The organism is Aeromonas sp. CD (assembly GCF_033349375.1).
GTDB lineage: Bacteria > Pseudomonadota > Gammaproteobacteria > Enterobacterales > Aeromonadaceae > Aeromonas > Aeromonas hydrophila.
In genome coordinates, this window is sequence record NZ_CP137631.1 from 2,145,238 (window position 1) to 2,157,651 (window position 12,414).

A 12,414-nucleotide genomic window follows, 5' to 3' on the forward strand; every position below is an offset into this window, starting at 1 on the left:
TTTTTTATGAAAAAGACCATTAAAAAGACCCCATTCCTGGAGTCTCTTTAACTGCTATATAAGTAAAAATGATAGGTTCACGGAGGGGCAAGTTTCCTTGCTTACTATATTATAACAATTTATTTTCGGAACGTTTAAACCACTTCTTACTTTTTCATTAGAACGTAATCAGTGATTTCTTGAATGTCTTGTTTTGCTGTTGTTGGGCGCGGTTGGACTTCACCTAAGCAGAGCGTTCTGCCTTGTTGGCTACTCTGGTACACTTCGGTGGCAGCAGCTAGACCCATACCAGCACCCATTACTAGAACGCCATACACTACATAAGCAACAACATCATTTAGTTTCATAACAGTCTCCTTGTTTATCTTCTGACATATGTATTTATAAATCAGCACAAGAAAACGTGTGTAATAACGTGGTTTTTCTGAAATATTTTATCCTAGCAGTTTGTCATGTCGTTGCTCTAGAGTTAGACCCAGCAGTTTGTCAAATTCAAGATGTGGGTGTTCGGCGTATAATTCTTTTAGCTTGTTCTCTAGAACTAGTTTAGCTATATAAACTGCATCCTTGCGGGTGATTTTAGTGAAATCAACTTTAGTATAAAAACCAAAACGCCCGCTGGTGATTTTTATATACGGGTGTAGTGAACCTAAGATCATCACTGCACCTATTGCGTCAGCTGTTTCTGGTTCAACTAGACCGCCTAGATACACGCAGTCACTTCCATATCGAACGTTGGTTTGTGCGCACAAATCCTCGCAATAAAACACCAACCACTCAATGACCTTTTTCATATCAATCTCAATCTCCAGAGTGCGCTTGATCAAAATCCACGGGGCAGTATTCAGACCTATGCCACGAATGAAGTTTGTATACCGGTCGATGTATTCAAAATCCACACCAAAGTATTGTTTAGCTAGATCGTTCAAGGTGAATACAGTAGTTGATGCAGTAATAGCAGTGGTCATTATTGATCCTATTTTACAAACGTTGAATGATTATCTTGATTAGGTCTGCTTTAGTGCAGCCTTCGTAAAGTTCGTTATTCAGTTCAGGATGTTCATTTAGTATTTCAGTTTTAGTGCATCTATTAAGACGCTTCTCTTCATCTTTTGGTCTATTTGGGTGATAGGGGTCTGAGCTGTAATCAGCCGAGTAATACTTGCCTAAGTTCACTAGATATTGCACTGCTCCATTTATACCTAGCTTGTTTACTGTTCCTGATCTAACAAGCACTTTCCATACTTGACCTGCTGTAGTGTTGCACTGTGAGCAGAGCACACCTCTTAAGTGGTGTTCGTGTGGTTCGTTCAAGTGGGCGTGATCAGCGACAGGCTTTACTACTACTTGATTGCAGAGAGGGCAAAGTCCCTTTTGCTCTGCAAGTTTCTGTACTCTATACCCGGCAAGATCCTTTTGCCGGAATTGCATTTGTTCTCCTTTTTACATTTCAAAAAGCTCAGGATTCCAGCGTACCTTTGTTGATTTTGGCTTCTTCGGCTTTACTGGGGCGGGCATTGCAAGCTGTGTCTTCATATACAGGTGCTCGTCAAACATACTTGATGGTGAAGCAGCTACGCGGTGGCGTTGCACAGCATTGGTACACTTTTTGGTCTTCTTGAGTTTCTTGCGGATTGCGGTCATTGCTTTGGCCTTATGGTTCAGTTGCAGAAATGCAGTACTGATATAAGCCGTTTGCACAGTTTTTTAAAAAATGAAGCCTAAAAATCTCGTAAGCGCCTGTTTCTATGAGAAATTTAGTTTCAGTGCAAGCAGCTAGCGAAGTTACCGCCAGTGTTTTTGCTGGAGGAAGTGGCCTAGCACTCTGTATTCCTGGATAGTCTCCGTTTCAGGCCGTGCCTTGTGTAGCTTCCTGAGTAAGCCAAGCAGCTCAGTCTTGTGGTACGTGTTGCGCTTCAACTCAACAGCCTCAACGTGATCCAGTCCAGTGCCTAAGACGATGTATTGGCGTTCGTTTACCTCGATGACTTCATTCACGTAAGCGTTTGAATCCACGTTGTACACGAACAGGGTATTACCCTCGAAACACGCAACAAGCCCACGTATAAACATAGCTGCGATGTCGTCTATAACGTGCGCTCCCTTAACGCTGTACAGCACGGGTACTAGGGTACTGTGCTTGCGCAACGTGCCAAGATAAACGCTCTCCTTGCGAATCTCTGTACAGTTATCTTTGCCGAAGTAATGGAACAGCGCGTTAGGATCACGCACTGCATAAATGGTTTGTCCTTGCAGTTCAGCTAAGACGCTTTTGGGTAGCTTGAATGTTCTCATAATGTCCTCCATATCTACTGACATTTGTATTTATAAAAGGACACGAAATACCACACGTAATGAGGTGATTATTCTAAAAATATTTTCTGTTGTTGTGTTTGTTGTCCAAATAGTAAGCGATTTCCTTACGCTTATTGCATGAAAATACACTATAATCCTTTACTTTAATGCAATAAGCGTAAGGAAAGCACAACAAAAAAATCACATAGCAGCAAGTAGTACAGTGCAGTGTTGCCTTACTCGATTAGGTGTTTGCTTATACCAGCTGGAATTTTTTAGTTCATCTGCTGCGGTGTCATAGTCCATTGCATCCAGCGCCGCTTTGAATTTCTTGAATCCGCTTGCTTTGCGCTCACCTAACTGGAACACCATTTCGATCAGCACATCCTGAACCTCAACGGAGTGCCTGTTCATTTCAAACAAGCGCCGTGCGCCTTGCTCTGCTTCAACTATATCTTGCAGTACAAGAATGCCTGCTTGCGTTTCGGAAATGCCACCCTTGAACTTTTTAACCTCGTTATCAGTACACAAGTGCCCATACCCAATTGTCCAGTAACCCAAGCTGTCCTTGTATAAATAGAATTTGCCATCCTTATACATGCCGTTCTTTCTTTGATACGCAATACTACCTTCGTTAGTTTTGATTCGTTGTACTAAATTATCACTAGCCATTTTATATCCTTATTATTATTCGCAATGTCCTGCGCTCTCTCGTTGTTTTGTAGCAATGCACAGCTATGCATTAGCTAACGCAGCAAATGCGCTATACGCTGCTGTACGTTGTTTAAATACGTTGTTTAACTGCTGTAATTACTTGCTGTTTAGTGTCCGGCGAATAGTCTCTGTAGATACACCTGTTGCTTCTGCAAGTTGGCGATGTGTGTATTCACCTGTTGCGTACTGCTCAACTACGAGTTTTTGTAGTTCAGGGGAGAGCTTTTTCTTGCGACCTGGTTGAGTTTTTTTCTTGGTACTAGCCAAGGACCTAAAGAAATTCTCAATAGCAACCTCGTCTTTTTTGCTGATACCAATAGACTTGTTTTCATAATTGTCCATCATCTTATTTTCGTATTCGTTGATCATAAATCTCTCCATTGTGTGTATTATTTATTGTTCTATTACGTGTATTTATGGCAGAGGATTTATAAATATTAGAGATAGAAGAACAGGAGACTATTATGAGACATTCATTCAACGCGCCTATTTGGTACGACCATAGAAACAAGTGTTATCGCAGAGGCCAGGTAATCATTAAAGGCCCATATAAGAAGCCACGCAAAAAAGATGATCTGTTAGGGGAGGGGATTCTTGAAGCTAGGTACAATGAAACATTAAATGACAGTACTGCACTAAACCACGATCTAGTAAGACAGTTTGAACTGGCAAGAACATCATTTACTTACTTAAACCCATTAAAAGAAGTCAAACAGCTTTTACCATAAATACATTGTGCTCATATCGACTGACATCGCTAAAATCCTTTAGAGCACATTGGCTCACTAGAAATAGTGGGCCTTTTTTATATCTGAAAGAAAGTGATACAGAATGCAGAGCTGTCTTAGAGTTGTTCTTGTTTACTTGGTCTAAAAAGGTCAGAAATATTTCTGAAAGATTTTTTAAAAGGTGTACAGGTGCGTGATATTAAGTGCGTAACACAAAGAGGAAGTATATGAAAAGCCTAATCACCATTTCCGCACTGCAATGTTTCCCTGCACTCATTTCAACTGAGCGCCAGATCCAGAAACGCCGTTACGGAGTCAAGACTAGAAACATACAAGTCATCTACAGCGACAAATTAAAGCTCGCATATGTAACAGCTAATGATAACTTACGCTCCCTGGATACGTGCATACAGCGCTTCCAAGCGTCTCTCGCAACGGCTAAACGTCGCTTAAAGCCGTTGGCACAAGCTAAGGATTTACGCTGCGAGACAGCAGGACAGGCGCGTATAGGCATAGAGCTTAATAATGCCAAGGCAAAGATTACATTAATGTATATCGAAAAGGGCTACACGGTCTTGAGCAACATACCACGCCCGAAGAATAAAAAGTTATACAAACAACTTGAATCTATAGCCTAGAAAAAAGAAGAGGGTGCATCTACGAATAGAGCACCCTCATTTAAAATCTGCTTGTGTTATTGTTGTGGTTGACTGAGTGAGATAAATTTGCGTACAGGAAAAATATCTCAGTTGAGCAAGGGGTAATTCGCCTAGCGTAGTCATGTTTCCGTATTCACATCAGCGTTACTTTCTACTTTCCTTAATATCCGCTCTAATAGCTGCCATATTAGCCGCCATATCAGCTTTGATATCCTGCCCCATTGTGCGAATCTCATCTCTAATCTCAGCTCGCAAATCTAGCTGGTTCTTCTCCAAATTAGCAATTTTCGCTTGCATGTTCTCGCGTTCAACCTCGGATCGCACTTTAAACTCACTGAGCATTTTTATTTCATTTCTGTAAGACCACATTAATGCACCTGCTGCTGGTATTACAACAGCAGTAATCCACTGCCAAATAGCAGCTATAGTAATAGATTCCATAAAGACCTCTGTTTATTATTGTTATTATTCAAGGAGGCCCCGAAGGGCCTAATCACTTATTAGTTATTTACACCTCTATCATCATTGTATTTTGCAACACATTCAGCAATGCGATCATAATGTTCGTCCAGCTTACCGCTAAACCATCCATTATCAACGACATCGCCTTGGATAGTCATAGGCATTGTAATGGAGATATTGCCTTTACCTGTGTTGTAATTACCAGTGTTGATCTTCTCAACTGCTTGGTCTAAACGAACGTTCAGCCGGTTATCAACTATACGTTCACCTTTCTGCAAGTTCCAAGTACCATCTGCCGGAATATAATCAATACCATCGTGTGCTTGACCTTGAATAAAGGTAGTTGCTAAGACTTGAGCAGCTTGCGCAGCACCTAATGCGTAGAACATAGGCACCATAGGTAAACCTTCCGGCCCAAGTTTCATTGCTTGCGATGCACCCATCATAGTGTTCATCGCGATCATGGCTAACGTAATAGCTTTCTGTGCAATAAACAGAGCCTTGTTATTCTTAGCTCCCATAGCTGTGATTTGTGACATGCCATCTGCCATAAACATTATTCTGGCATTTTGCGCATCCGCGTCCATTTGCTTACGCTGTGCAATTGCATCTGCATCATTACCAATAACTTCATCACTGTGCGATTTCATCATGCCGATTTCGGCATTGGTATAACCTTCAACAACTGATTGGCGTTCGCTGAATGCTTCTTCCATTCCACCCTTACCAAAGGCAGAAGTGTACAAGCGCCGCAAGTCATGACCGATACCTTCACCGTGCGCAGCTATCAACGCAGCTTCTTTAGCTTGCTGTGCTTTTAGAGCCTCAGTTTTCTTATCAAGCATTTCTTGGTACAAGGCATTCTGCTTGCCATATTCAGCCTCAAGTACATCAAGCTGGTTTTGGTATGCCTTTTCAAGCTGCCTTGTTTCTTCACGAATTTGATTTTGCTGGCCTACAGTCCCGCCTTGAATACCACCTACACCACGCTTACCCAACTTCTTCATTACTTCTTCATGCTGCTCACGCATATCTTTCATTAGCTTTGAGCTTTCATAAACATAACGCTTCTGTTGGTCTTCTTGGAGTTGTTTTTCTGCTTCTGCTTGGATAAGCGCAAGATCCATCTTCTTGTCATTCAGTTCACGCTGGATCTTTAATTCCTCCGCTGAACCTTGCTTGACTGTCTTTAAGCGTTCAGAGTAGTGATCATTTATGATTTGCTCAGCATCAACAAATGAATCTAAAAGTTCCTGCTTTTCAGCGTTAACAGTCTTATCCCAGTTTGCTTGCTGATCGTGTTTAAACTTGTCACGAATGGCTTGAATCTTCTTCATCTGCGATTCAAGTTTGGCTTCAAGTGCTGCCGTGCTTTTCTCTAAATCAGCTTCTGCTTTTGCGTTAGCTTCACTTTGTGAGTTGATATATGCAGCTTCACTAATGCTCTTGCCCTTTGGTGCATTGGGTGCGTCCTTTGGCTTAGGCTTATTCTTACTTTCTTCGTGTGCATGTTTCAGTTCATACAAAGCACCATCTTTTTTAGATGAATCTACAATTTCATTTGGATTGCGCTGCGCTTGATATTCTGCGTTTAGAATTTGACGCTGTGCAGCTAGTGGCTGAATAGCTTTTGTATTTGCGTCTATGCTAGAGAGCAATTTAGCGTAAGCTGGGTCATCTTTTAGTTGTTTACCAACGCCTATGTTACGTAGAACAACGTTATCATTTGGATTTGCTTTCATGTATTCCAAATGTTTTTTCTGTTCATACGCTATACGCTCTTGATCTAATCGATCACGCTGCTTGTAATGCTCGTCTAAGCGTTTCTCGCTTTGCGCTTGAGCACTAGTGAGCTTGTAATCATCGCTGTATACTTTGGATACTGAGCCACCCATTGCGCCTTTAGCTGAATTAGCAGCGTTAAGCAGAGCGATTTTTACGTTATTCAATGAGTCCATAAAGGACATTACACTTTCAATAGTGTCATACAAGAAGTTGAATATCTTGTCTGCCCATTCATCTACATAACTTTCAAAGCCTTCTTTAAACCCGCCTTTCGATTCGAACGCCGATGTTAGTTTCTTCGTCCAATCATCACAAATCATAGAGAACATTGGCGCGAAGCGAGCAACGATAGCAGTCAAGAAGTCATTACCTACTTGAGTAAGATAACCAAACTTGGAGATTAACGTTTGAATAGCTTCGGTGTTCATTGCGTTTGAAGTTGCTTCGCCAGTCTTTCTAAGCATTTCGAATTCAGCATTAGTCAGCTTCAACGTTGAAATAAGTTTAAGACCAGCATCACCCATTTCATCAGCCACACGCACTTGATCCGCTAAGCTCAGTTGTTGATATGCTTCACGCAACGCATATAACTTCTTAATAGGGTCATTTTCACCGACCCACTTCTTAGCTCCACCCATTTTGTCAAACAGAACGCCCATTGTATCGGCCATCTTCTCGCCGCTTTCAACTGCATCGCCTGCTTTAATGGAAAGCTCTTTCAGCGCATCAGCAAAGTCTTCTGTTTCTTGGCCTGCGTACTTTGCCATATACGCTAAGGAGTTCATTTGCTCTGATGATAGGTTGAACTGTTTAGCTAGCTTCTCTTGTTCGAGTCTGTTTGCCACGATAGCGCCGGTATAAACAGACAGACCTGCAACAGCCCAACTTGTGCTTTTAGCAACCATCCCAGCAGCGTTAGCGATATGTGGCCCCATACTCATAGCTGCATTGCCAACAGCACTAAATGCGCCTGCTAGCTTCTGTAGGTTGGTTGTACTGTGTTGAGCAAAGCCTTGCACTACTGCTTTTGCTTTATCAATAGCAGCAGATAGCTGAGCACTATTGGCACCGATATTGATATTAAGTGCGGCGGCGGTAAATCCATTTCCTCTTGCCATACTGTTTCCTTATTATTGTTATTATTTGGATGGTGCATCTTGCTCCATCTTGGAAAATAGATACAAAAAAAGACGGTCAAGCCGTCTTAATTTGTTTGGATATTTGTATTCAACTTGTGGAACTTCTCGCGGGTCAGTTTATTTCGGCTTTTTGCCCGTTCACGTTCTAAGTATTCTTCTTTAGTGAGCAGCCGAGCAGGGATTTCGTATGGTGCTTTTAAGTCCTTGAAGAAGTCTTTATCCAACTCATTACCTGATGTTCTAAGTTGGTATCCTTGTACACGGCGCAACTCAATCGCGATACTGTGTAAGTTGTCTGGGTATTGATTTACTCTTGCGAGCAGCATTTCATATTCCACTTGCCCCATGTCTTCAAAATCACAGAGCTTGTATTGTGGGAAGTGCTCCATTATTCGGAATCGGTCTTGGATTCCTGGGTCGGTGTAGACTGCTCGCTCAATTCGTTTTTTTCCTGCTCACCCAAACACATCCGCAAGACGGATTCTTCAAGTAGCTTGATAAGCTCAACGTCTGCTTTAGCGATGAACTTCTTGTAACCTTCTTTGGTAAAGAACGGATCACCATTCTTGTTAACTACACCGCCCATTAGTACTGCTTTGGTACTTTCATTCATTGCGTTTTCGCGTTCCGCATCGTTCTTTGCGTTGGCGAATTTAAATTGGTTAGTGGTATATGCGTACAGTGCGCCAGAAGTAAGCATACGTGTATAAAAGCGATTGCCATTATAAATTACTTCATCACCTCTAGTTTGCACTTCATCCAGCATATCCAAGCTAAAGTCTTTGATTTGTTCCATGTTCTGTTCCTCTTGTTATTTTTATTGTTTATTTTCTATACACTTCGCAACATCTAGTGGTTGGTGTTTACTGACAGTTACTAGATCTTGTATTTGCGCTTTGCCCTAAGGAAGCATCCAAATCGTCTGTAAAAATGGCCTCGCATCTAGCTAGGAATTGAGGCCAACAGAGGAAATATTACTTAGTAGTGGTGATAGCGATCTTGCCACTCGGGGACAGAGAGATAGTTACATCTACAATCTCAGGGTTGTCAGTTGCGGCTGGACGGCCTACTTTGGCGATGGCGTAGTTACCTACAACAGTTTCGCCCCATGGATACAGAACTTTCAGAGAAACAATGTTCTTCTTAGGGTCGTTGATATTAGCAACAAATGTATCCCAGATGACTTTGGTATCGGAGTTAAGCAGGAATTTAACTTCGATATCAGAGTTAGTCAGCTTGCCGCCGATAGAGTACTCATCACCGCCGACAGTTCCTTTCTTTTTAATCTCGCGGCTTTGCTCAATAGCGCCTACTTCGGATACATCGACGATCTCAGTAACGATTTCAGCAGCAGTTTTGCCTTGGTCAAAGTTCACAAACACTTGAGTGTCTTCGGTAGTTTGTACCTTAAAAGTATTAGTAGTGGCCATTTTTGGCTCCTTATTATTATGTTATTGGGTGCTCATAGTAATGAACACTAATGTCTAGTTGTGAAAACTTATCTTGCCCGATAAACATATCGTTTAAGTTTTGGACTTTAATTATCATCTCGTACCAATACCCTGGCGCTTCAACGTTCATTTTTACACTATCGAATAAGCGGAGAAGTTTATGTTGAAGTTCTTTAGCCTCAGTAATATGAGCCCCAAAGATTTTTATGTTTATAATAGCTTCACGTTCGCGTACATCTGAACGTTTAAGCGAGGGTATAGTTCTGGTACTAATTGTCGAAACAACTATTCCAGTTGTTTCGGCCTCCGGCAAATAACCTAAGTACACTTTACTAGATATGGACTTTATTGTTTTTGTTATTGCATCTTCTAGCATAGGTCTCCTTGTTATTTTTACGGTTTTAACTTGGCAGAACGCCGTGCCATCTTATTAATATAAGAGTTGGCTGTTTTAGTTCTGGAGTTCCAAAGTCTTTGCAATTCTGCTTGGGTAAGATCAATGAATTGTTGTGCGGCTTGATGTGCGTGTCTATAGAACGCAGTGCGCATGAAGGGGTTTGCTTGAACAGGTGCTATATCTACTTTGTACGGGCTTGTGTGATGCCCAAACAGCTGGTCCCGCTGCGCTGTATATCCATTACGGCCAAATTCGACCATTGTGGCATATGCGTTTGCGGCTCCTACAGTGTAGATATATCCTCTAATGAAAGTATCACTTCCCGATTTACGCATTGCGTTATTTCGTTTAGTGACCTTGATTTTGAATGATTCTGATAAGTGAACACCGTCCACTACAACATTATTTATCGGCGCCGATTGTATGATATCTTGCAGTATAGGCTTCAGTACCTGCCGCATTGCTTTAGCTGTTGCTTTAGTTGAAAGTACCGTACCCATTGCAAGCATACCCGCTTCAATTTGCGGGCCACCAGTGATAGCGAAATTCATATTCATCAACGCACCTTAATGCACTTGATCTCAAGTTCCCCATCATTGAATGGCATTTGCTGTAATTCAATCTTGTACATTGCACTGTCATAAAAGTCTACCGTCTCAACGTGCGTACAAGTCTTAATAACTGGGTGCCAAGGCACCTTAATTACACACGTTGATACTTCTTGTTCCTTTACGTTGTACTCTTGTGCTTTAGCAAAAATAACTTTACCTAGAGCTTCGTGCGCTTTGGTAAGTTCCTCGCCAGTTGAATGCCCAGTGTATTCACTCACTTTTTGCACACTACTATAGAAACACAAGTACGTTGTGTATTTGCTGTAGTCCATATCACATCCTTAACCTATAAGGTGTAAGCAAGTTCTCGGAGCAAATAGCAGCACGCTTTAGTGATTCAGATGTTAAGTCAGTCTTAGTTTGATGCAGTGCGCCAGCAAACATTAAGATGCCTTGAATAACTTCATCGGGTATTTGATGCAAGCCACGTGCTGTACTAAACCCGCAACTGTACTGAATTGTGATAACTCGATCACATTGGGCAGGTTCAATTTGGATTTTATTACGCTGCACTTTGTAGTCTTTTATATGTTCAAGACGTTCAGAGCCTACGGTAATGTATTCTAGAACACAGTTACCCCAGCGCATGTACATAGTGCCATCTGTATAAGCAGGCAAATGCACTTGAACTTGAATAGTGTGGCGTTGCAGCTTCCTTTGCATAAACTTTTCGGCGTAGCTAAAAGCTGCTTTAAGTGACCTAATTAAATCTTCGTCCGTAAGCGCATGTACGATCTGTACTTTATTCTTCAACTCATCGATGTTAGTGCATTGTTCAGTTTCTAACTTTTGAATACTTTCGGAAATAATATACATAGGTTCTCCTATTATAATGGGGCGCTAAGCCCCATCTGATTTACGGAGATTACTTAGCAGCAGGAACACGCAGACCTTTCAGAGCAAAGGAGTGCTCCATACGCATACCGAATTCTACTGAGTCGTAGATGTGGGTGTTGCCACGGAAGATAGCCAGCTCGTCAACCTTGTGTACGCCGTTGATGCGGAAGAATTGAACAGCGCGTTGCAGATCACCAAACATGACAGCAATCTTGCCAGCATCACCTAGGCCCGGCATGGTCGGATCGATGATTACTGGGTAGCCCAGCAGTTGGCCATCAAAGCCAGCAGTCAGGATGTCTTTGATCAGCGGACGGCCAGCACCATCAGTCAGCGAAGCCAGAGTGTCATAGGTCTCTTCGTTCATGTACCAAACAGCACCATTACGGTAAGCCATCGCCAGTGCGCGTTTAACGGCTTGCAGTTGTTTCAGAGAAACGCTGTAGCTCTTATCACCACCAAAGCCAGCAACCATGTCCAGAGCTTGGTACTTGTCGAACGCACGTTCTGCGTCAGCCTTGTTGTCGCCAAAGTAAGCGAACAAGCCAGGCATTTGCTCACAACCAAACAGAGCATTACGAGCAGCAGCTACAGCCAGGGTCTCTTGTACGTCAGCAGCCAAGCCAACCATATCGAAGTCGCCTTCACGCTTAGCCTCGTTAGTGATGATTTGGAATGACTCGATGCAGGTGAAGCCAGCCGGATACCATTCAAACTTTGCACCGCCAGTATCAGTCAGCATGGTGTTGGCTACGTTTTCGTGACCTACGCGGCAGCCAGTCTTGGATACTTGGACGCGCTTACGCAGACCACGAGTGCTATCAACATCACGAATACCAACTTTGGTCAGGATCGGGGAAAAGTCTTTCATCGGCTTGATGATTTCAGCTTCCCAACCTTGAACATACAGCGGAGCCATATCAGCGTTAGTAGAGGCAAATACAGATTTAGTTTCACCCATTTGGCCGGCAACGATACCGCTCTTATAAGCAGCACATACATCAGCAAATTTAACTTCAGGGGTGTTTTGAATAGTAGACATAGAATAGGTTCCTTTTGCTTGAGCATCTTGCAGTTGCTCGATTTGTTCTTGGAGGGAGGTGATGGTTTCTTGATTTGAAGCCAGAGCGGTATTAACAGCGGATTTGGTTTCGGCGAGTTCTTGGATTTGTGATTTGATTTCCTGAACATCGGAGGTAATAGCAGTTACAGCAGTTGCGTTTTTCTCGATAAATTCAGCTTGCTTAGTAGCTACTTGGGTAATGGTTTCTTGAATATCCATTTGTTTGTTATCCTTCTTATAAATGGAATAAATTTGACTAACTCAACATCCCGT

At 42.3% G+C, this 12,414-nt stretch carries 18 protein-coding genes; 1 reads left to right on the top strand and 17 read right to left on the bottom strand.

Features of this window, described 5'->3' with window-relative positions:
* Window positions 1–146 precede the first annotated feature (146 nt).
* The 7 genes from R2E40_RS10035 to R2E40_RS10065 all read right to left on the bottom strand — a co-directional run bounded on the left by R2E40_RS10035 (window position 147) and on the right by R2E40_RS10065 (window position 3,378).
* On the bottom strand, window positions 147–347 hold the full coding sequence (locus R2E40_RS10035; RefSeq protein ID WP_318165361.1) for a hypothetical protein: 201 nt from the start codon (window positions 345–347) through the stop codon (window positions 147–149).
* 87 nt (window positions 348–434) lie between these two features.
* A complete protein-coding gene (locus R2E40_RS10040) occupies window positions 435–968 on the bottom strand; it encodes a hypothetical protein (protein ID WP_318165362.1) in 534 nt (177 codons plus the stop codon).
* A 13-nt stretch (window positions 969–981) separates the two neighbouring features.
* Window positions 982–1,431, bottom strand: a complete 450-nt coding sequence (locus R2E40_RS10045) for an endonuclease domain-containing protein (protein WP_318165363.1) — start codon at window positions 1,429–1,431, stop codon at window positions 982–984.
* A 12-nt stretch (window positions 1,432–1,443) separates the two neighbouring features.
* Window positions 1,444–1,644: a hypothetical protein gene (locus R2E40_RS10050; protein WP_125606142.1), complete on the bottom strand. Its 201-nt coding sequence runs from the start codon at window positions 1,642–1,644 to the stop codon at window positions 1,444–1,446.
* A 141-nt stretch (window positions 1,645–1,785) separates the two neighbouring features.
* A complete protein-coding gene (locus R2E40_RS10055) occupies window positions 1,786–2,295 on the bottom strand; it encodes a hypothetical protein (RefSeq protein WP_318165364.1) in 510 nt (169 codons plus the stop codon).
* 201 nt (window positions 2,296–2,496) lie between these two features.
* Window positions 2,497–2,967: a glycoside hydrolase family protein gene (locus R2E40_RS10060; protein WP_318165365.1), complete on the bottom strand. Its 471-nt coding sequence runs from the start codon at window positions 2,965–2,967 to the stop codon at window positions 2,497–2,499.
* A gap of 138 nt (window positions 2,968–3,105) precedes the next feature.
* Entirely contained in the window at window positions 3,106–3,378 is a 273-nt protein-coding gene (locus R2E40_RS10065; RefSeq protein ID WP_318165366.1) for a helix-turn-helix domain-containing protein, read from the bottom strand.
* Window positions 3,379–3,964: 586 nt separating this feature from the next.
* Here R2E40_RS10065 and R2E40_RS10070 point away from each other — a divergent pair.
* Complete coding sequence (locus R2E40_RS10070) at window positions 3,965–4,375, top strand: hypothetical protein (protein WP_318165367.1); 411 nt, start codon at window positions 3,965–3,967, stop codon at window positions 4,373–4,375.
* A 165-nt stretch (window positions 4,376–4,540) separates the two neighbouring features.
* On the opposite strand, the gene R2E40_RS10075 is transcribed toward R2E40_RS10070, so the two are convergent.
* The 10 genes from R2E40_RS10075 to R2E40_RS10120 all read right to left on the bottom strand — a co-directional run bounded on the left by R2E40_RS10075 (window position 4,541) and on the right by R2E40_RS10120 (window position 12,360).
* Window positions 4,541–4,837, bottom strand: coding sequence for a hypothetical protein (locus tag R2E40_RS10075; RefSeq protein ID WP_318165368.1), 297 nt, complete (start codon window positions 4,835–4,837; stop codon window positions 4,541–4,543).
* Between the two features lie 59 nt (window positions 4,838–4,896).
* Entirely contained in the window at window positions 4,897–7,761 is a 2,865-nt protein-coding gene (locus tag R2E40_RS10080) for a hypothetical protein (RefSeq protein ID WP_318165369.1), read from the bottom strand.
* A gap of 86 nt (window positions 7,762–7,847) precedes the next feature.
* Window positions 7,848–8,171 (bottom strand): hypothetical protein, encoded by a 324-nt coding sequence (locus R2E40_RS10085; RefSeq protein WP_318165370.1) that lies wholly within the window; start codon window positions 8,169–8,171, stop codon window positions 7,848–7,850.
* Window positions 8,171–8,578: a hypothetical protein gene (locus R2E40_RS10090; RefSeq protein WP_318165371.1), complete on the bottom strand. Its 408-nt coding sequence runs from the start codon at window positions 8,576–8,578 to the stop codon at window positions 8,171–8,173. Before R2E40_RS10090 ends, R2E40_RS10085 begins: the two co-directional genes overlap by 1 nt.
* A gap of 178 nt (window positions 8,579–8,756) precedes the next feature.
* Entirely contained in the window at window positions 8,757–9,212 is a 456-nt protein-coding gene (locus tag R2E40_RS10095; RefSeq protein ID WP_318165372.1) for a hypothetical protein, read from the bottom strand.
* 16 nt (window positions 9,213–9,228) lie between these two features.
* Window positions 9,229–9,609, bottom strand: a complete 381-nt coding sequence (locus R2E40_RS10100; protein WP_318165373.1) for a hypothetical protein — start codon at window positions 9,607–9,609, stop codon at window positions 9,229–9,231.
* 17 nt (window positions 9,610–9,626) lie between these two features.
* A complete protein-coding gene (locus R2E40_RS10105) occupies window positions 9,627–10,187 on the bottom strand; it encodes an HK97 gp10 family phage protein (RefSeq protein ID WP_318165374.1) in 561 nt (186 codons plus the stop codon).
* A complete protein-coding gene (locus R2E40_RS10110; protein ID WP_318165375.1) occupies window positions 10,187–10,513 on the bottom strand; it encodes a hypothetical protein in 327 nt (108 codons plus the stop codon). Before R2E40_RS10110 ends, R2E40_RS10105 begins: the two co-directional genes overlap by 1 nt.
* 1 nt (window position 10,514) lies before the next feature.
* The gene (locus R2E40_RS10115; protein WP_318165376.1) at window positions 10,515–11,057 is read right to left on the bottom strand and encodes a hypothetical protein; all 543 of its coding nucleotides are present in this window, start codon (window positions 11,055–11,057) and stop codon (window positions 10,515–10,517) included.
* Between the two features lie 49 nt (window positions 11,058–11,106).
* Complete coding sequence (locus R2E40_RS10120) at window positions 11,107–12,360, bottom strand: phage major capsid protein (protein ID WP_318165377.1); 1,254 nt, start codon at window positions 12,358–12,360, stop codon at window positions 11,107–11,109.
* Window positions 12,361–12,414: the final 54 nt, after the last annotated feature.

Bases quoted from the DNA above. Each gene is read 5' to 3' on its own strand.
- R2E40_RS10035 (WP_318165361.1), bottom strand. From the start codon at position 347: ATGAAACTAAATGATGTTGTTGCTTATGTAGTGTATGGCGTTCTAGTA.
- R2E40_RS10040 (WP_318165362.1), bottom strand. From the start codon at position 968: ATGACCACTGCTATTACTGCATCAACTACTGTATTCACCTTGAACGAT.
- R2E40_RS10045 (WP_318165363.1), bottom strand. From the start codon at position 1,431: ATGCAATTCCGGCAAAAGGATCTTGCCGGGTATAGAGTACAGAAACTT.
- R2E40_RS10050 (WP_125606142.1), bottom strand. From the start codon at position 1,644: ATGACCGCAATCCGCAAGAAACTCAAGAAGACCAAAAAGTGTACCAAT.
- R2E40_RS10055 (WP_318165364.1), bottom strand. From the start codon at position 2,295: ATGAGAACATTCAAGCTACCCAAAAGCGTCTTAGCTGAACTGCAAGGA.
- R2E40_RS10060 (WP_318165365.1), bottom strand. From the start codon at position 2,967: ATGGCTAGTGATAATTTAGTACAACGAATCAAAACTAACGAAGGTAGT.
- R2E40_RS10065 (WP_318165366.1), bottom strand. From the start codon at position 3,378: ATGATCAACGAATACGAAAATAAGATGATGGACAATTATGAAAACAAG.
- R2E40_RS10070 (WP_318165367.1), top strand. From the start codon at position 3,965: ATGAAAAGCCTAATCACCATTTCCGCACTGCAATGTTTCCCTGCACTC.
- R2E40_RS10075 (WP_318165368.1), bottom strand. From the start codon at position 4,837: ATGGAATCTATTACTATAGCTGCTATTTGGCAGTGGATTACTGCTGTT.
- R2E40_RS10080 (WP_318165369.1), bottom strand. From the start codon at position 7,761: ATGGCAAGAGGAAATGGATTTACCGCCGCCGCACTTAATATCAATATC.
- R2E40_RS10085 (WP_318165370.1), bottom strand. From the start codon at position 8,171: ATGGAGCACTTCCCACAATACAAGCTCTGTGATTTTGAAGACATGGGG.
- R2E40_RS10090 (WP_318165371.1), bottom strand. From the start codon at position 8,578: ATGGAACAAATCAAAGACTTTAGCTTGGATATGCTGGATGAAGTGCAA.
- R2E40_RS10095 (WP_318165372.1), bottom strand. From the start codon at position 9,212: ATGGCCACTACTAATACTTTTAAGGTACAAACTACCGAAGACACTCAA.
- R2E40_RS10100 (WP_318165373.1), bottom strand. From the start codon at position 9,609: ATGCTAGAAGATGCAATAACAAAAACAATAAAGTCCATATCTAGTAAA.
- R2E40_RS10105 (WP_318165374.1), bottom strand. From the start codon at position 10,187: ATGAATATGAATTTCGCTATCACTGGTGGCCCGCAAATTGAAGCGGGT.
- R2E40_RS10110 (WP_318165375.1), bottom strand. From the start codon at position 10,513: ATGGACTACAGCAAATACACAACGTACTTGTGTTTCTATAGTAGTGTG.
- R2E40_RS10115 (WP_318165376.1), bottom strand. From the start codon at position 11,057: ATGTATATTATTTCCGAAAGTATTCAAAAGTTAGAAACTGAACAATGC.
- R2E40_RS10120 (WP_318165377.1), bottom strand. From the start codon at position 12,360: ATGGATATTCAAGAAACCATTACCCAAGTAGCTACTAAGCAAGCTGAA.